This is a genomic window from Brevundimonas sp. 357 (assembly GCF_003938605.1).
Lineage (GTDB): Bacteria > Pseudomonadota > Alphaproteobacteria > Caulobacterales > Caulobacteraceae > Brevundimonas.
The window spans coordinates 112,645-129,574 of record NZ_RHWX01000009.1 but is presented as its reverse complement, the minus strand read 5'-3'; the positions used below and the strand labels follow the sequence as shown (position 1 = coordinate 129,574).

16 protein-coding genes and 2 tRNA genes are annotated in these 16,930 nt (G+C 67.5%); 6 read left to right on the top strand and 12 right to left on the bottom strand.

Annotated elements, in window-relative coordinates; genetic code table 11:
* Nucleotides 1-61: 61 nt before the first annotated feature.
* Entirely contained in the window at nucleotides 62-1,909 is a 1,848-nt protein-coding gene (locus EGK63_RS09890) for a peptide MFS transporter (RefSeq protein ID WP_125901191.1), read from the bottom strand.
* A gap of 335 nt (nucleotides 1,910-2,244) precedes the next feature.
* Here EGK63_RS09890 and EGK63_RS09885 point away from each other — a divergent pair, with 335 nt between their 5' ends.
* Nucleotides 2,245-3,411: a GNAT family N-acetyltransferase gene (locus tag EGK63_RS09885; protein WP_125901189.1), complete on the top strand. Its 1,167-nt coding sequence runs from the start codon at nucleotides 2,245-2,247 to the stop codon at nucleotides 3,409-3,411.
* Nucleotides 3,412-3,435: 24 nt separating this feature from the next.
* On the opposite strand, the gene mscL is transcribed toward EGK63_RS09885, so the two are convergent.
* The 7 genes from mscL to aroA form a co-directional block, all read right to left on the bottom strand.
* Nucleotides 3,436-3,843: a large-conductance mechanosensitive channel protein MscL gene (gene mscL, locus EGK63_RS09880; RefSeq protein WP_125901187.1), complete on the bottom strand. Its 408-nt coding sequence runs from the start codon at nucleotides 3,841-3,843 to the stop codon at nucleotides 3,436-3,438.
* A 28-nt stretch (nucleotides 3,844-3,871) separates the two neighbouring features.
* A complete protein-coding gene (locus EGK63_RS09875) occupies nucleotides 3,872-4,162 on the bottom strand; it encodes an integration host factor subunit beta (protein WP_125901184.1) in 291 nt (96 codons plus the stop codon).
* A 278-nt stretch (nucleotides 4,163-4,440) separates the two neighbouring features.
* On the bottom strand, nucleotides 4,441-6,138 hold the full coding sequence (gene rpsA, locus EGK63_RS09870) for a 30S ribosomal protein S1 (protein WP_125901183.1): 1,698 nt from the start codon (nucleotides 6,136-6,138) through the stop codon (nucleotides 4,441-4,443).
* 183 nt (nucleotides 6,139-6,321) lie between these two features.
* Nucleotides 6,322-6,972, bottom strand: a complete 651-nt coding sequence (gene cmk, locus EGK63_RS09865) for a (d)CMP kinase (protein WP_125901181.1) — start codon at nucleotides 6,970-6,972, stop codon at nucleotides 6,322-6,324.
* A gap of 39 nt (nucleotides 6,973-7,011) precedes the next feature.
* Nucleotides 7,012-7,302, bottom strand: coding sequence for a hypothetical protein (locus EGK63_RS09860; RefSeq protein ID WP_125901179.1), 291 nt, complete (start codon nucleotides 7,300-7,302; stop codon nucleotides 7,012-7,014).
* A complete protein-coding gene (locus EGK63_RS09855) occupies nucleotides 7,299-7,589 on the bottom strand; it encodes a hypothetical protein (RefSeq protein WP_125901177.1) in 291 nt (96 codons plus the stop codon). The genes EGK63_RS09860 and EGK63_RS09855 overlap by 4 nt, the downstream gene beginning before the upstream one ends.
* Nucleotides 7,582-8,910, bottom strand: coding sequence for a 3-phosphoshikimate 1-carboxyvinyltransferase (gene aroA / locus EGK63_RS09850; RefSeq protein ID WP_256375778.1), 1,329 nt, complete (start codon nucleotides 8,908-8,910; stop codon nucleotides 7,582-7,584). Before aroA ends, EGK63_RS09855 begins: the two co-directional genes overlap by 8 nt.
* A 133-nt stretch (nucleotides 8,911-9,043) precedes the next feature.
* Between aroA and EGK63_RS09845 the strand changes: the two genes are divergently transcribed.
* The 3 genes from EGK63_RS09845 (at nucleotide 9,044) to EGK63_RS09835 (ending at nucleotide 9,882) form a co-directional block, all read left to right on the top strand.
* On the top strand, nucleotides 9,044-9,508 hold the full coding sequence (locus EGK63_RS09845; RefSeq protein WP_125901175.1) for a TIGR02300 family protein: 465 nt from the start codon (nucleotides 9,044-9,046) through the stop codon (nucleotides 9,506-9,508).
* 131 nt (nucleotides 9,509-9,639) lie between these two features.
* Nucleotides 9,640-9,715 (top strand) — tRNA-Ala (locus tag EGK63_RS09840).
* A 91-nt stretch (nucleotides 9,716-9,806) separates the two neighbouring features.
* Nucleotides 9,807-9,882 (top strand) — tRNA-Ala (locus EGK63_RS09835).
* A 61-nt stretch (nucleotides 9,883-9,943) separates the two neighbouring features.
* Here EGK63_RS09835 and EGK63_RS09830 read toward each other — a convergent pair.
* Both EGK63_RS09830 and EGK63_RS09825 read right to left on the bottom strand, forming a co-directional pair.
* Nucleotides 9,944-11,560: an acyl-CoA dehydrogenase family protein gene (locus EGK63_RS09830; protein WP_125901174.1), complete on the bottom strand. Its 1,617-nt coding sequence runs from the start codon at nucleotides 11,558-11,560 to the stop codon at nucleotides 9,944-9,946.
* 51 nt (nucleotides 11,561-11,611) lie between these two features.
* A complete protein-coding gene (locus tag EGK63_RS09825) occupies nucleotides 11,612-12,541 on the bottom strand; it encodes a rhodanese-related sulfurtransferase (protein ID WP_243637637.1) in 930 nt (309 codons plus the stop codon).
* A 197-nt stretch (nucleotides 12,542-12,738) separates the two neighbouring features.
* On the opposite strand from EGK63_RS09825, the gene EGK63_RS09820 reads away from it, so the two are divergent.
* Nucleotides 12,739-14,430: an MFS transporter gene (locus tag EGK63_RS09820; protein ID WP_207896362.1), complete on the top strand. Its 1,692-nt coding sequence runs from the start codon at nucleotides 12,739-12,741 to the stop codon at nucleotides 14,428-14,430.
* 153 nt (nucleotides 14,431-14,583) lie between these two features.
* Nucleotides 14,584-15,861 carry a D-amino acid dehydrogenase gene (locus EGK63_RS09815; RefSeq protein WP_371412958.1) on the top strand — a complete coding sequence of 426 codons (1,278 nt, stop codon included), beginning with the start codon at nucleotides 14,584-14,586 and terminating at the stop codon, nucleotides 15,859-15,861.
* Between the two features lie 31 nt (nucleotides 15,862-15,892).
* On the opposite strand, the gene EGK63_RS09810 is transcribed toward EGK63_RS09815, so the two are convergent.
* Together EGK63_RS09810 and EGK63_RS09805 are read right to left on the bottom strand one after the other, a co-directional pair.
* Nucleotides 15,893-16,345, bottom strand: a complete 453-nt coding sequence (locus EGK63_RS09810; protein ID WP_125901168.1) for a chemotaxis protein CheE — start codon at nucleotides 16,343-16,345, stop codon at nucleotides 15,893-15,895.
* Nucleotides 16,342-16,929, bottom strand: a complete 588-nt coding sequence (locus EGK63_RS09805) for a response regulator (protein ID WP_125901166.1) — start codon at nucleotides 16,927-16,929, stop codon at nucleotides 16,342-16,344. Before EGK63_RS09805 ends, EGK63_RS09810 begins: the two co-directional genes overlap by 4 nt.
* Nucleotide 16,930: the final 1 nt, after the last annotated feature.

Here is a 16,930-nt window from a genome sequence, read left to right as displayed (position 1 = left end):
CCTTTCCTTTCGTCGTCCGCCGGTCCGGAGCCTGAGCGCCGGACCGGACGAGAGACGCCTGTTACGCCGCCTTCTCGTGCGACCAGCCCTTGATGAAGAAGCTGAGGACGATGAAGCCGACGCCGATGCCCATGCCCCACAGGCCCAGCATCTCGAACACCTCCAGCGAGGTGCGCAGCGCCGCGCCGGGATCCAGAACCTGGCCGCCGACGGTCTCGGTGCCGGCCAGGCCCGCGATCCAGCCGCCGACGTACTGGGCGATGGACGAGGCCAGGAACCACACCGCCATCATGAAGCTGACCACCTTGGCCAGCGACAGCTTGGTGATCTCCGACAGGCCCACCGGCGACAGGAACAGCTCGCCAAGGGTGTGGAACATGTAGAGCAGACCCAGCAGCAGGATCGGCATCTGGAAGGCCGAATCGGCCATGCCTGCGCCCCACACCACGATCATGAAGCCCAGGCCGACCTGCAGCAGGCCGAGGCCGAACTTCAGCGTCGGGTTCGGATCCAGGTTGCGCTTGCCCAGGAAGGCCCACAGGGCCGCCATGATCGGCGCGAAGATCAGGATGAAGCCCGCGTTGAACGACTGCGTCTGGGCGGCGGTCACCGTGGCGTCGATCCAGAAGCCCGACGGGGTGATGCCCGCGGCCGCCAGTTGCGACGGGGTGCCGATAGTGATCCCCAGGAACTGAACCGCCGTCGGCGTCAGGCTGAGATCGACGTTACGGTCGGCGAACAGGTTCAGCGAAGTGCCGGCCTGTTCGAACAGGGTGAAGAAGACCACCGAGCCGATGATCAGCACCACCGCCAGCATCATGCGCTCGCGCTGGATGCGGTTCTCGCAGACCTTGATGATGATGTAGGCGATGAAGGCCAGCGAAGCGACGGTCGCGGCGCCCAGCACCCAGCCCACCAGGGCGTTGCGCTGGACCATGAACCACACCACGCCGACGCCCAGGATGCTGAGCAGGTAGATCGACCATTCGCGGTTCAGCGGTCCCAGGAAGGGCTTCTTCAGATTACCCTCGGCCGGGGGCTCGCCTTTGCCTTGCAGCAGCGGCTTGCCCAGGACGAAGACCACCCAGCCCAGCGCCATGCCGACCCCGGCCAGGCCGAAGCCCGCCCACCAACCGACCGTCTGGCCCAGATAGCCGCACAACACCGCAGCCCAGAAGGCCCCCAGGTTGATGCCGTAATAGTAGAGGGTGAAGCCCGAATCCCGGCGCGGATCGCCTTCGGGATACAACTGTCCGACAATGGTCGAGATGTTCGGCTTCAGATAGCCCACGCCCATGATGATCAGGGCGATGGCCAGGTAGAAGACGTTGATGCCCGCCATGTCGCGGGTCACGTCGATCTTGTACTCGCCGGTCGGCAGCACGGCCGGGATCGGCGCGTCCTGCGGCAGATCCTTGATCGCCAGGCCGTTCTCGACGGGGGCGAAGGCGTACTTCTGGCCGTTGACCATCAGACCCACGTCGCGCGCGGCGCCGCGGCCCTCGGCCGAGATTTCATAGGCCGCGCCCTGATAGGTCAGGGTTTCGGTGGCGGGACGCCCCTCGAAGGCCATCATGCCGTGACCGGCCACCAGCAGCAGGGCGCCGAACGCCACGGCCTTGCGCGTGCCGATGAAGCGGTCGGCCATCATGCCGCCCAGCAGCGGCAGCAGGTACACCAGCGAGGTGTAGGAGCCGTAGGCCGAACCGGCCTGGGCGTCGTCGAACAGGAAGTGCTGGGTCAGGAAGAAGATCAGGATGCCGCGCATCCCGTAGTAGGAGAAGCGCTCCCACATCTCCGCAAAGAACAGGATGATCAGCCCGCGCGGGTGATTTTTCAGGATCTGCATCAGCACGGGCACGCCCGTGACGAAGGTGATGATCAGACCGATCGCGATGACGATATTCATGCCTGGGCCCCCGCACAGATCATGATCGACTTCATCTCATTCATAGCCATCGTCTGGGCTGCGCCCCTTCGAGTGCCGGGCCGGCGCACCGATCGCGCGCCCCCTCCGTCCGTCGTGCTCAACGGCAAGCTCCATCTTCTTGCGCCCCCGACGGGCGCGGAAGCGTGCAGAAACAGCACGGTCACGGATTGCAAACAAGCGTTAAGGACGAAATCCCGCCGTCAGGACGTCGCATATTCGTCAACACTTTCCCGTTTCGAGCGCGGTTATTTTAAAATACACTTTTAACGAGAACCCTTCGTCGTCCCTTTCTCGGACTGCGTGGAGACCTCGTCATGACGCTTCGCCCGATGCGCCCCGCCGACCTGGAAGCGGTCAATCGGCTGCATCGCAGCGTCTGGTGGCCTGCGCGATCACGGGCCGGGTGGGCGTGGTTATGGTCAAATCCGGCGACACGGGCGCTGCACAGCCCCAACGGCTGGGTCATTGACAACGGAGGCGGCGCCGTCGCCTGTGCGGGCAACTTCATCCAGCGCTTCTGGCTGGACGACCGCGCGCTGTACGGGGCCACCGGCTATTCCATTATCGTTCCGCCCGATCAGCGCGGCCGCAGCCGCGACCTGATCCACGCCTTCGTCAACCAGCCCGGGTGCTTCGCCCGATACACGCTGAACGCGAACGCCCGTTCCAGCCCTCTTTACAAGCGTCACGGCATGACGCCCTGGCCGCCGCTCACCCATGACGTCAAGCTGTCCTGGCTGGTGGATCCCCTCGCCTGTCTCTACGGGCGCGGCCTGCGCCATATTGTCGATCAAGCGCCGCTTCTGGCCCGCCTGCTGGGCGAGCAGTTATCGCCCTTGCCGCGCCTGCTCGGCGGACGACGTCTGCAGAACGCCCAGGCCCGCCTGCCCTCCACGGTCAGCTTGCTCGACGATCTGACAGACGGTTCGGATTACGACCAATTCTGGCAGGCCCTGCGCGGCGAGGGACGGTTGATCGCCGACCGCAGCCCCGCAATCATGCGCTGGCGTCTGTCCGACCCCGACCTGACGGTCCCGCCCTTGGCCTTGGCGTATCGCGAGAAGGGGCGCATCACAGGCTTCGCGCTGGCCATGCTGAACAAGCAGACGCCGCTGGAGCCGCCGATCCTGGAGGTCATCGACCTGGTCGCCCTTCAGACCGATCCCGAAGCCGTTCAATCTCTTCTAGAAGGGCTGCGTATCCTGGCGCCGACCTTGGGCGCAGCCAAGGTGCGACTGCAAGCAACCTCGCCTGAATTGCTCCAGGCGCTCGGGCCGCTCATCGACAAGGCTCACCGAGAGGGCGGCTGGGGCCACTGCCATGTCGCGTTCAACGCAGGGATGCAGGACGCGGGCTGGCGGCCCACCCCCTATGACGGCGACTATTCCTTCTGTTTGCGGCCGCTGCCTGCGCGGGCCAGCGCCGCCCTGCGGCTGGCGCCGGCGCCGGCGCGCCGCTCAGCGGTGAAAGCGAGGGCCTGAGACGACCCTCGCTGCGACATCCCCTTAGGGACGCGCCTTCAGCTCGTCGCGGATTTCGGCCAGCAGGGCTTCGGTCGGCGTCGGGCCGGCTTCCGGCTCGGCCGGCTGCTCGCGGCGCATCTTGTTGATAGCCTTGACCGCCAGGAAGACCACGAAGGCCACGATCAGGAACTGGATCAGGGTGTTGATGAAGGCGCCGTACTGGATGGCCACCTTTTCAACCGCCTCGGTCGCCGGGTTCTCCGGCACCAGCACCCATTCCATCTTGGAGAAGTCGACCTTGCCCAGCAGCAGGCCGATCGGCGGCATCACCACCTGATCCACCAGGCTGGTGACGATCTTGCCGAACGAAGCGCCGATGATGACGCCGACCGCCAGGTCGACGACGTTGCCGCGCGCGGCGAATTCCCGAAACTCGGTCAGCAGGCTCATGGGGTCTTCAGTCTTTCGATTATTTTAGTCAGGCGTCGCCGGAAGCGTTGAGACGCTCGCGCAGTTCCTTGCCGCTCTTGAAAAAGGGCACGGCCTTGGCCGGGACTTCGACCGTCTCGCCGGTGCGGGGATTGCGGCCCGTCCGCGCCGGGCGGCTCCGCACCGAGAAGGCGCCGAAACCGCGAAGCTCGACCCGGCCGCCTTCCGACAGGGTCTCTGTCATACAGCCCAGGATCACGTTCACGACCCGCTCCACCTCAGCATGGGTGAGATGCAGGTTCTCAGCCGCCAGTTTCTCAATCAGTTCAGACTTGATCATTCAGGCCCCCGCCTTGGCTTCACCGTCCGGGACGACACCCTAACCGTCTGTCGGCACAGGAAGAAAGAGACAAAACGTATCGTCGTGAAGGTTTCTTGCTTTCGACGCGGACAGGTTTCGCCGCGCAAGCGGCTCACGGAGAGAGAAAAAGCCGATCAGTGCTGCGATCGATTCCCAGAACGGTTCGGCCCGAGCGGCGTCCACGGATGCGGCGCGCAAAGAAAAAGGGCGGCCGGATCGCTCCGGCCGCCCCCTGGTTTCCCATGGGATGGGAAGACCTATTCCTTCGACGCGTTCTTGAGCGCGGCGCCCAGGATGTCGCCCAGCGAGGCGCCCGAGTCCGACGACCCGAACTGTTCGATGGCTTCCTGTTCGTCCTTCATCTCCAGAGCCTTGATCGAAACCGAGACGCGGCGCGTGGCCTTGTCGACGGCGGTGATCATGGCGTCGACGCGGTCGCCCACGGCGAAGCGCTCGGTGCGCTGCTCGTTGCGGTCGCGCGACAGGTCCGACTTGCGGACGAAGGCCGTGACCGGCGCGTCGTCTTCACCGAACTTGACCTCGATGCCGCCGGTCTCGATCGCCGTCACGGTGACGGTGATCTGCTGACCGCGCTTGTAGGTGTCGCCTTCCATCGGGTCGCCGCCGAGCTGCTTGACGCCCAGGGAGACGCGCTCCTTCTCGATGTCGACGTCCAAGACCTTGGCCTTGATCGTCTCACCCTTGCGGTAACGCTGGATGGCTTCTTCGCCCGACACGTTCCAGTCCAGGTCCGACAGGTGGACCATGCCGTCGATGTCGTTGTCCAGGCCGACGAACAGGCCGAACTCGGTGGCGTTCTTGACTTCGCCCTCGACGGTCGAACCGACCGGGTGAGCCTCCAGGAAGGCCTCCCACGGGTTGTTCTGAGCCTGCTTCAGGCCCAGCGAGATACGACGCTTGGCGCTGTCGACGTCCAGGACGATGACGTCCACTTCCTGCGAGGTGGAGACGATCTTGCCCGGGTGGACGTTCTTCTTGGTCCAGGACATTTCCGAGACGTGGACCAGGCCTTCAACGCCGGCTTCCAGCTCAACAAACGCGCCGTAGTCGGTGATGTTGGTGACGCGGCCGGTGTACTTGGCGTTGACCGGGTATTTGGCTTCGACGCCGTCCCACGGATCCGACTGCAGCTGCTTCATGCCGAGCGAGATGCGCTGGGTGTCCGGGTTGATCTTGACGATCTGGACCTTGACGGTGTCGCCGACAGCCAGGACTTGCGACGGGTGCGACACGCGCTTCCACGACATGTCCGTGACGTGCAGCAGGCCGTCGATGCCGCCCAGGTCGACGAACGCGCCGTAGTCGGTGATGTTCTTGACGACGCCTTCGCGGATTTCGCCTTCTTGCAGCTGGCCGACCAGCTCCGTGCGTTGTTCAGCGCGGGCTTCTTCCAGGATGGCGCGACGCGAGACGACGATGTTGCCGCGCGGACGGTCCATCTTCAGGATGGCGAAGGGCTGTTCCTTGCCCATCAGCGGGCCGACGTCGCGCACCGGGCGGATGTCGACTTGCGAGCCGGGCAGGAAGGCCGAGGCGCCGCCCAGATCGACGGTGAAGCCGCCCTTGACGCGACCGACGATGGCGCCGTTGACCGGGTGGCCTTCGGCGAACACGGCTTCCAGACGGGTCCAGGCCTCTTCGCGGCGAGCCTTGTCGCGGCTGATGACGGCTTCGCCCAGGGCGTTCTCGACGCGCTCCAGGTAGACTTCGACGTTGTCGCCGACCTTGGGCAGGACGGCGCCTTCGCCCTGGCCGAACTCGCGCATGGCGATGCGGCCTTCGGTCTTCAGACCGACGTCGATGATGACGATGTCTTTTTCAATGCCGACGACGCGGCCGTGAACGACCTGGCCTTCGCCGAGGTCGCGGCCTTGCAGCTGTTCGTCGAGCAGGGCGGCGAAATCGTCGCGGGTGGGGTTGAGGGTTTCAGTCATGGAAACTCTTGGGGTTGATGAAAAGGGAACGCGCACGGCCGAACGGACGCGCGCGAAAGGGGTGAAGAAGGGGAAGTCAGGTCGTCACGAGACGAGGCCAGGCGCGCGGGAGAGCGCACGTACGGAAAGCCAGAACGCCCGCGGCCGTCGAGGAGATCGGAACGTTGGATTCGCCCGGCGGGATCAGATCCCGGCCCTGGCTCGCGCCGCCTCGACGATACGGCGGGCCGCATCGAAGGCGGCCTCTATACCCAGATCGGTCGTATCCAGCAAGACGGCGTCGTCGGCCTGGACCATCGGGGCGTCGTCGCGACCGGCGTCGCGGGCGTCGCGGCGGCGGATATCCTCCAGCATGTCCTCGAAGGCGATGACCTCGCCGCGCGCGGTCAGCTGCTTCCAGCGGCGCTCGGCGCGCACCTGCGGGCTGGCGGCGATATAGAGCTTGGCCGGGGCGTTCGGCGCGATCACCGTGCCGATGTCGCGCCCGTCCAGCACCGCCCCGCCCGATTGCGCGGCGAAGTCCTGCTGCAGCTTCAGCAGAGCCGCGCGCACCCCCGGATGGCTGGCGACGCGGCTGGCCGCCTCGCCCGCGCCGCGATCGGTCAGGCGCGGATCATCGCTCAGGCTCGCCAGATCCAGCGCCCGCGCGGCCTGCGCCGCCGCCTCGGCGTCGCCCAGATCGCCGCCCGCGTCCAGCACCGCCAGACCCACGGCGCGATACAGCAGGCCGGTGTCCAGGTACGGCAGGCCGTAATGGGCGGCCAGGCGCGCGGCGATGGTGCCCTTGCCGGACGCGGCGGGGCCGTCGACGGCGATGACCAGGTTCTTGTTCAAATCAGAGTTCCTTCAAAGCGCTGCCGCGCCCTGTGCTTCTCACGGCTTCGGCTTCAGGACGCAAGCGACCCAGAAGCATCCGAGGCCGAAAACCAGCAGAACCGCGCTGGACGCCAGCATGGTTCCTATGCGCCGCCGGAACAGATGGGTCGCGACCGCTTCCGACAGGTCCAGGGAGGCGTGGCCGTCCATACGGCCGTCGGCGAGGTCCAGCATGCCTTCGCCGAAGAAACCGAGCGCGAACAACAGGAAGGCCGCGGCTAGAACCAACAGACCAACGCCGAGCGCCTTGAACACCACATAGGGCGGGAGAGAAGGCCGCGCCGTCATCGCCCCACGCCCCGCTTCCGCACGTCCTGAAAGGCCAGCGCCAGGCAGAAGACGGCGAATCCGACGCCCGCCAGAACAGCGCCCCCGTAGAAACCGTTCAGCGCCCAGAAGACCAGCGGCCTGTCGCTGAGCGCCACGTCCGGCCCCTTGCCGTGACGCAGCAGCCCAGTTTCAAGCGCACGCCACACCTCGGACCCGCCCTTGTAGCTGCACCAGCCGACGAAGGCGGCGGCGAGGACGAATTGCAGCCAGGACCAGAGCCCGGACGTCTTGCGGGTCTCAACCACCCTGGCCGATCTCCGCCCCCAGCCCGTTCATCATCTCGACAAAGCCGGGGAAGCTGGTGGCGATCATCTCGGGATCGCGGACCGAGACAGGCTGTTCAGCGGCCAGGCCCAGCACCAGATGGCTCATGGCGATGCGATGGTCGTGGGCCGTGTCGACGGTCGCGCCGCCCTTCACGGGGCCGGGCGCGCCGGTGACGATGAAGCCCTCCGCCTCCTCCTCGACCTGAACGCCGCAGGCCGACAGGCCCGCCGCCATCAGGGCGATGCGGTCGCTTTCCTTGACGCGCATCTCGCCGATGCCGCGCATGACGGTCTCGCCCTCAGCAAAGGCGGCGGTCACGGCCAGGACCGGATATTCGTCGATCATGGAGGCCGCGCGCTCCTCCGGGACCACGACCCCCTTCAGCGCAGAGTGACGGACGGTGATGTCGCCGACCTCTTCGCCGCCGGCCATGCGGCGATTGGCGATGGTCAGGTCCGCGCCCATGTCGAGCCAGGTCTGGAACAGGCCGGTGCGAAGCGGGTTGAGCATCACCCCCTCGACTGTCACCTCCGAGCCCGGAACCACCAGGGCCGCCGCCAGGGGGAAGGCCGCCGAGGACGGATCGCCCGGCACGGCGACGTGGGTTCCCTTCAGCCTCTGGCCGCCCGGCAGACGGATGCGCCAGCCGGCGCCGTCTTCCGTCACCTCGACCTCGGCGCCGAAGGCGCGCAGCATCCGCTCGGTGTGGTCGCGGCTCTTTTCCGGCTCGACCACGACGGTTTCGCCCGCCGCGTTCAGCCCGGCCAGAAGGATGGCCGACTTGATCTGGGCCGAGGCGACGCTCTGCACGAAGGTCACGCCCTTCAGCCCGCCCCCGTGCAGGGTCAGCGGCACCCGGTCCTCGGCCGCGTTCCAGTCGAAGCGCGCGCCCATGTCGGCCAGCGGCCCGGTGACGCGCTTCATCGGCCGCTTGCGCAGCGAAGAGTCGCCGTCGAAGGTCGCCGTCAGATCATAGCCCGCGACCGCCCCCATCAGCAGGCGCACCCCGGTCCCGGCGTTGCCGCAGTCGATGACCGCCTCGGGCGAACGCAACGGCCCGCGCCCCTCGACCCGCCAGCGCCCCTCGCCGATCCGCTCGACCGAGGCGCCCAGCGCCTGCATGGCGCGGCCGGTGGCCAGGATGTCGTCGCCTTCCAGCAGGCCCTCAATTTCCGTGACGCCCTCGGCCATGCCGCCGAAGATCAGAGCCCGGTGCGACATCGACTTGTCGCCCGGCGCGCGGACCACGCCCTTAAGGCCGAAAACGCCGGACGCGGTGAAGGTCTGGGGAGTGCTCACCCTGATGCAGGCTCCGAATGTCAGGAAAGCCGCGCAGGCGCGGAAAAGAAGGCTTTTGACAGCGGCCCCCGCCGGTGGCAAGGGAGCCGCCCGTTTTCCAATTTTCCCTTAAACCCGCCGAAGGTCTAATCACGTGGCCAATCCCGAACTGGGCCAAAAGCAGGTCTGCCCGAACTGCCAGGCCAAATTCTACGATCTGAACCGCCGCCCGGCCCACTGCCCCAAGTGCGACACCGAATTCGATCCGATGGAAGAAGCCGTCCGCAGCCGCCGCGTGCGCCGCGGCGCCGGCTACGCCGCTGACGAAGAAGAGTCCGAAGATCAAGTCGCCGACAAGTCGGTCGACGGCGACGAGGACGAAGAGGACGCCGAAGGCTCCACCCCCGAAATCGATCAGGAAGGCCACGAGCCGATCCTGACCCCGGACGACGACGACGGCGAGCCGGGCGGCGACGACGCCGGCATGGGTTCGTCCGACGGCGACGATGACGACGACGTCCTGGACGACGACGATGACGATTCCGTGCCCTTCATCGAAGACGAAGACGACGACGACCTCGACGAAGAGCTGGCCAAGCCGTCGCGCGACGATGACTAAGCGGCAAAGGTCGGAAAAATAAGCGGAAAAAAATCTGTCAGACCCGCTTGATCTTCAAAACGGCCTGACCTAGTTTCCGCGCCTCGCCGGGGGGCGACATTCTCTCCCCGGCGGGACCGACCGAAAGGTTCGGGGCTATAGCTCAGTTGGTAGAGCGCTTGAATGGCATTCAAGAGGTCAGCGGTTCGACTCCGCTTAGCTCCACCATCGAAGGCCTCGCGGAACGCCGCGGGGCCTTCGTCCTTTCCAGGCGCTTTCGCTTGATCCGGTCGACGACATAACCCAGCCGATACGGCCTGGGGCTTTAGCTCAGTTGGTAGAGCGCTTGCATGGCATGCAAGAGGTCAGCGGTTCGACTCCGCTAAGCTCCACCACCGAAGGCCTCGCGGAGCCCCCGCGAGGCCTTCGTCCTTTCCGGCTCATCTTTCCCGACATTCAGGCGGGCATGGCCCGCTCCAGCACCGCATGCTGATCCACCTGCGCCTCATAGGCCCCATAGGCCATGCCGCGCGGACGCAGGCGAAGGGCGATGAAGGCCTCGGCCGAGGGACCGTTCATCTCCAGCAAAGCCGCCGCCTGGGCCGCCAGCGCCAGCCGCTCGACCGCCAGCCGCGCCCCCGCCTCGTTCGCCGTCACGTCCAGCCCGGCGATGAAGCGGTCATAGTCGGCGGACTTGCCCGCCTGCGACGCCAGCCAATCGCGCAGGGCCTCGACCGCTTCCGGCTCGCGTCCCGCCGCGCGCAGCACGTCCAGGGCGATGACGTTGCCCGAACCTTCCCAGATGGCGTTCAGCGGCGACTGGCGGAACAGGCGCGGCATCGGCCCCGTCTCGACGTATCCCGCGCCGCCCAGCGCCTCCATCGCCTCATAGACCAGGTTCGGCGCCCGCTTGCAGACCCAGTATTTGGCCACCGGTGTCAGCAGGCGGCCCACGGCGTCGTCGGTATCGAACGTCGCCGCCAGCCGCATCGACAGGGCGGTCGCCGCCTCGCTCTCGACCGCCAGATCGGTCAGGACGGCGGCCATCATCGGCTGGTCGATCAGCCGCTTCTGGAATGCGGTGCGGTGGGCGGCGTGCCACACGGCCTGCGCCAGCGCTCCGCGCATCTGCAGCGCCGAGCCGACCACGCAGTCCAGCCGCGTATGCTGGACCATGCGGATGATGGTCGCCACGCCCCGCCCTTCCTCGCCCAGCCTTTGCGCCAGCGCGCCGTGATACTCGACCTCGGACGAGGCGTTGGAGCGGTCGCCCATCTTGTCCTTCAGCCGCATGACGCGGAAGCCCGCATTACGCGTCCCGTCCGGCAGCCAGCGCGGCAGGATGAAGCAGGTTAGCCCGCCCGGCGCATAGGCCAGCGTCAGAAAGCCGTCGCACATCGGCGCCGAACAGAACCATTTGTGCCCGGTCAGGGAATACCAGCCGTCCTCGCCGACCGGCTCGGCGCGGGTGGTGTTGGCGCGCACGTCCGAGCCGCCCTGCTTCTCGGTCATGGCCATGCCCAGCGTCACGCCCGCCTTCTCGCTCGCCGGACGCACCGCCGGGTCATAGCGGCCCGACAGCACGCCCCCGATCCACGGTTCGCCCACGGCCGGATCGGCCTGAAGCGCCGCGACCGAGGCGTAGGTCATGGTCATGGGACAGCTGGTCCCCGAATCCGCCTGCCCGGTCAGGAACAGGATCGCCGCATGCAGCAGATGCCCGTTCGGCGTCCCGTCCCAGGCGCCGGCTGCGAGGCCTGCGCCCAGCCCCAGGTCCATCAGCTGATGATAGGCCGGATGAAACGTCACCTCGTCGATGCGCCGACCGTAGCGGTCGTGGGTGTCCAGCACCGGCGGGACGCGATTGGCCTGCACGCCCCAGTCGATCACCTCGGCCGAGCCGCAGCGGCGGCCCAGATCGGTCAGCCGCTCGACATGCCCCGCCCCGCCCCAATGGCGCACGGCGTCGTGCAACGCCTTGTCGCCGGTGAACAGGTCGACGCCCTCCAGCGGCGGAACCTGGTTGGACACCTCATGGGTGTCGAGACGCTCGACGGGACGAAAGGCGGTCATGGGCGGGCCTCCTGACAAGGCCAGGAGGATGGCATGGGCGGAGAGAGACTTCTAACCCTTCTGCGCCGCCCCCACGTGCGCCACGCCCCTGGCGCGGGCGATCTCCATCTGCTTCTGCCGCTCGGCGTAGCCTTCGCGCTGGACCTGATCCCGGCTGTCCCAGCAGCGGTCGCAGGACACGCCCTCGACATAGCGCGCAGAGCGACGCCCCTCAGGGCTGACCGGCATCCGGCATCCCCGGCACAACGTATGTTCGCCCTCGACGAGCCCGTGCCCCACGGCCACCCGCTCGTCGAAGACGAAGCACTCGCCGCGCCACAGGCTTTCCGGCTCGGGCACCGTCTCCAGATATTTCAAGATGCCGCCTTCAAGGTGATGCACGTCGCGCACCCCCTCGGCCTTCAGGAAGGCGGTGGCCTTTTCGCAGCGGATGCCGCCAGTGCAGTACATGGCGACCTTGGGCGGGGTCGGCCGATCCAGCAGGGCGCGGCCCTCGGTCCTGAACCAGTCGGCGAACTCGCGGAAGGTTCGGGTGTTGGGCTGGACCGCGCCCGCAAAGGCGCCGATCTCGCCCTCATAGTCGTTGCGGGTGTCGATGACGACGGTGTCGGGATCGGCGATCAGAGCGTTCCAGTCCTGGGCCGAGACATAGGTTCCGACGCCCTCGACCGGGTCGATGTCGGGCTGGCCCATGGTGACGATCTCGGCCTTCACCCGCACCTTCATGCGGCGGAAGGGCATGGCCGAGGCCGTCGAATACTTCAGCTCCAGCCGCTCGAACCCCGGCAGGACGCGCACGCCGTCGATCACGCGGGCGACGGCGCCCTCAGGCCCGGCGATGGTGCCGTTGATCCCCTCATGCGCCACCAGAAGCGTGCCGCGCACCTCGGCCCCGCACAGGTCCAGCAGGTGCAGACGCAGCGCCGCCGGGTCGGCCACGGGCGCGAAACGATACAGGGCGGCGACGGTGAAGGGGATCAAGGGCGACATCGGGGGAACGGCTGGGACGGTCACGGCCTTCCTATAGCGTCCCGCCGCCGCCCTCGCGACGCCAATAATCCGGAACCCAGAGTGACCGCTTCGCGTCTTGCTTCCCCCGTCGAAGCCGTGTGGACTGCCCGCATGGTCGTCGTCGGTTCCCGCCTGCTCCGTATCGTCCATGCGAGGAGCCGCCCCGCATGAGTTCGACCGCCGACGCCGCCGCTTCTGGGCCGCCGTCCGTCCCGCCGGAGCGCCCCTCGGCCCTGGCGCCGCTGCGGCATCCGATCTTCCGGGCGGTGTGGATCACCAGCCTGGTCACCAATTTCGGCGGCCTGATCCAGTCGGTCGGCGCCGCGTGGATGATGACCTCCATCGCCTCGGCGCAGATGGTCGCCCTGGTGCAGGCGTCGATCACCCTGCCGATCATGCTGCTGTCGCTGGCGGCCGGGGCGCTGGCCGACACGGTGGACCGGCGCAAGATCATGCTGGCGGCCCAGACCTTCATGCTGCTGGTCTCGGCGGGGCTGGCGGCCATGACCTGGATGGGATGGATCACGCCCTGGGTGCTGCTGACCTTCACCTTCCTGATCGGTTGCGGCACGGCCTTCAACGGCCCGGCGTGGCAGGCGTCGGTCGGCGACATGGTCCCGCGTGAGGATCTGGCCGGGGCCGTGACCCTGAACTCCATGGGCTTCAACATGGCCCGCAGCGTCGGCCCGGCGCTGGGCGGCATGATCGTGGCGGCGGCGGGCGCGGCGGCGGCCTTCGCCGTCAACGCCGTCAGCTATCTGGGTCTGCTGGTCGTGCTGTTCCGCTGGAAGCCCGAGCGGCCCAAGCAGACCCTGCCGCGCGAAGGCCTGCTGGCGGCCATGGCGGGCGGGGTGCGTTACGCCTTCCTGTCGCCGCGCGTGACGGCCGTGCTGCTGCGCGCCGTGGTGTTCGGCGTCGGCGCCAGCGCGGTCCAGGCCCTGATGCCCGTCGTCGCGCGCGAAGGCGGCGGCGGCCCCCTGGCTTTCGGTCTGCTGCTGGGATCGTTCGGCATCGGCGCGGTCGGCGGGGCGCTGTTCGTCGGGCGTCTGCGCGCGAAATACGAGACCGAGACCATCGTCCGCGTCGCCGCCCTGGCCTTCGCGGCGGCGGCCCTGGGCCTGGCCTACATCCCCTGGCTGGCCGTCACCCTGCCGGCCCTGATGCTGGCGGGGGCGGGCTGGGTGCTGGTGCTGTCCAGCTTCAACGTCACGGTGCAGATGTCGGTGCCGCGCTGGGTCGTGGCGCGGGCGCTGGCGCTGTATCAGATGGCGGCCTTCGGCGGCATGGCGGGGGGCAGCTGGCTGTGGGGCGGCCTGGCCCAGACCTATGGCGTCGACGTCGCCCTGGGCGTTTCGGCGGGGGTGCTGTTTTTGTGCGTGCTGATCGGCCTGAAAGTGCCCCTGCCCTCGACGGCCAATCTGAACATGGACCTGCTGCGCCGCTGGACCGAGCCGCAGACCGCCCTGTCGATCGAGCCGCGCAGCGGGCCGGTCATCGTCTCCATCGCCTATCGTATCCGCGAGGAGGACATCGACGCCTTCCTGGCCCTGATGGACGAACGACGCCGCATCCGTCGCCGCGACGGCGCACGCCAGTGGCGGCTGATGCGCGACCTGGCCGAGCCTGACGTCTGGGTCGAGAAATACCAGACGCCGACCTGGCTGGACTACATCCGGCACAACCAGCGCATCACCCACGCCGACGCCTCGATCAACGAAGGCATCCGCGCCCTGCATCAGGGGCCGGACCGGCCGGTCGTCCATCGCCTGATCGAGCGGACCACCGCGCCCCTGGCCGCCAATCTGCACGGCGATCGCCACTACGGCGAGCCGCTGACCGACCCGACCCGATCGTCGTAGAGCCAGCTTGTCGCGCATGCCTGATATAGCGAGCAAATAATCAACCGTGATCGCCCGAACACAGGCAGTCCTTATCAACACCGCCGATATTGCGGCGCACACAAACTGCGACTTGCGTGACGGGCGCAAAATCTGGTCTAGGGGGCCACGCGTCTGGTTCGCGTAAGGTCAAGACCCATGAAGATCGCAATCCTCGGCGCCGGCGTCATCGGCGTGACCACCGCCCACTACCTGGCCCGCCAGGGGCACGAGGTCACCGTCATCGACCGCCAGAGCGGTCCGGCGCTGGAGACCAGCTTCGCCAATGCGGGCGAGATCTCGCCCGGCTATTCCTCGCCCTGGGCCGCGCCCGGCATTCCCGCCAAGGCGGTGAAGTGGCTGTTCATGCGCCACGCCCCGCTGATCCTGCACCCCCAGATCAACGCCCCGACCGTGCGCTGGCTGCTGGCCCTGCTGCGCAACTGCACCTCCAGCCGCTATGCCCTGAACAAGGCGCGCATGGTGCGCCTGGCCGAGTACAGCCAGGTGGTGCAGACCCAGCTGAACGACGAACTGGGCCTGGAATACGATCACCGCACCCAGGGCACGCTGCAACTGTTCCGCACCCAGAAGCAGTTGGACGGCATCTACAAGGACACCGAAGTCCTGCGCGAAGGCGGCGTCCCGTTCGAAGTGCTGGACCAGGACGGCTGCATCCGCGCCGAGCCGGGCCTGAAGGCCACGCGCGACCTGTTTGTCGGCGGCCTGCGCCTGCCGCGCGACGAGACGGGCGACTGCTTCAAATTCACCAACGCCCTGGCCGATCATGCGACGACGCAGGGCGTGACCTTCCAGTACGGCACGACCATCCAGGGCCTGATCGCCGAAGGCGGCCGCATCACCGGCGTCAAGACCGACAAGGGCGTGGTCACGGCCGACGCCTATGTGCTGGCGCTGGGGTCGTACTCGCCGCAGATGGTCAAGCCGTTGGGCATGACCCTGCCGGTCTATCCGGTGAAGGGCTATTCGATCACGGCCCCGATCATCGACGAGCCCGCCGCCCCCGTCTCGACCATCATGGACGAGAGCTACAAAGTGGCGATCACCCGCCTGGGCGACCGTATCCGCGTCGGCGGCATGGCCGAGATCTCGGGCTACAACAACGTCCTGCCGGAACAGCGCCGCAACACGCTGGAGCATTCGGTCGGCTCGCTGTTCCCCGGCGCGGGCGATCTGAAGGCGGCCAGCTACTGGTCCGGCCTGCGCCCGATGACGCCCGACGGCACCCCGGTCATCGGCAAGACCAAGCTGGACAACCTGTTCCTGAACACCGGCCACGGCACCCTGGGCTGGACCATGGCCTGCGGCTCGGCCCGCGTCATCGCCGACATCATCGACGGCCGCACCCCGGAGATCGAGTCCGCCGACCTGGGCATCGCCCGCTACAGCTGATCCGACCCTTCTCCCCTTGCGGGAGAAGGAATTAGGCGCGCGCCTTCACCGCTACGGCTTTCAGTCCCGCCAGCAGATGATCCGTGGCCGCATTGCGTTCGCAACCGGCCTTGAGGATCAGCCGCAACGCCTGAACGTGCACCTGAACCGGCGGCCAGTCCCAGACGCCGGCCGTCGCCATACGGTCCGACACGTCGGCCAGGCTATAGGCGGCATTGAACAGCGGGCCGGTGCCGAAGAAACCCGCCAGGTCCAGAATGCGCGACGCCAGCCGATAGACCTCCGCGGCCGACGCCTTCGACCGCGCGGCGCACAGTCCTTCCAGCCCCGCGACGGCGGCTTCGATCTCGGCCATGACCTCGGCCTTGTGGCGGTCCAGGCGTTCATTGGCGCGGCGTTCGACATCCGCCAGCGTCCGCCCGCCCGGCTGGGCCATCTGCTGCGCCAGAGACGTCTTGATTTTCTGCGTCCGAACCTCGCTCACAGCGACACCCTCTGCGGCTTCAACAGCATGTCGATGTCGGCCTGATCCATGTTTTCCTCAACCGCATGGCCGACATGGGCCGACAGGTCGCCCTTGCGTCGCCCCGTCATGCCGACCGGCGGCCCGAAGTTTCGCACCCGGCGATCAGGGCCGACATAGGTGGCGCACTCGACGAACTCGCGCTCGTCGCCCGCCAGCCACAGGATGCGCTTCAGCAGCACCGCAGGCGTCAGGGGCTTGGCGACCACGAAGCTGACGCCGCAGTCGCGCCCTTCCTGAACCTTGGCCTGCGAGGCGTGGCCCGTCACCAGGATGACGGGGGTGTAGCGCAGGGGGGCTGGCGTCTCGCGCCGCAGCCAGCGGGTGAAGGCGTAGCCGTCCATCTCCGGGTCGCCGCAGTCGATGACGATCAGATCGACCGGGCGCTGCTGCAGGATCTTCACCGCCTCGACGGCCGAGGGGCATTTGATCTGCTCCTTGACGCCGAAGCCCTGGAAGATCGAGCCCAGCATGTCGAGCGCCTGCGGCGCGTCGTCCACCAGCAGGACCGTCGATTGCTCCAGATTGATGCGGTCCTCGGCCATG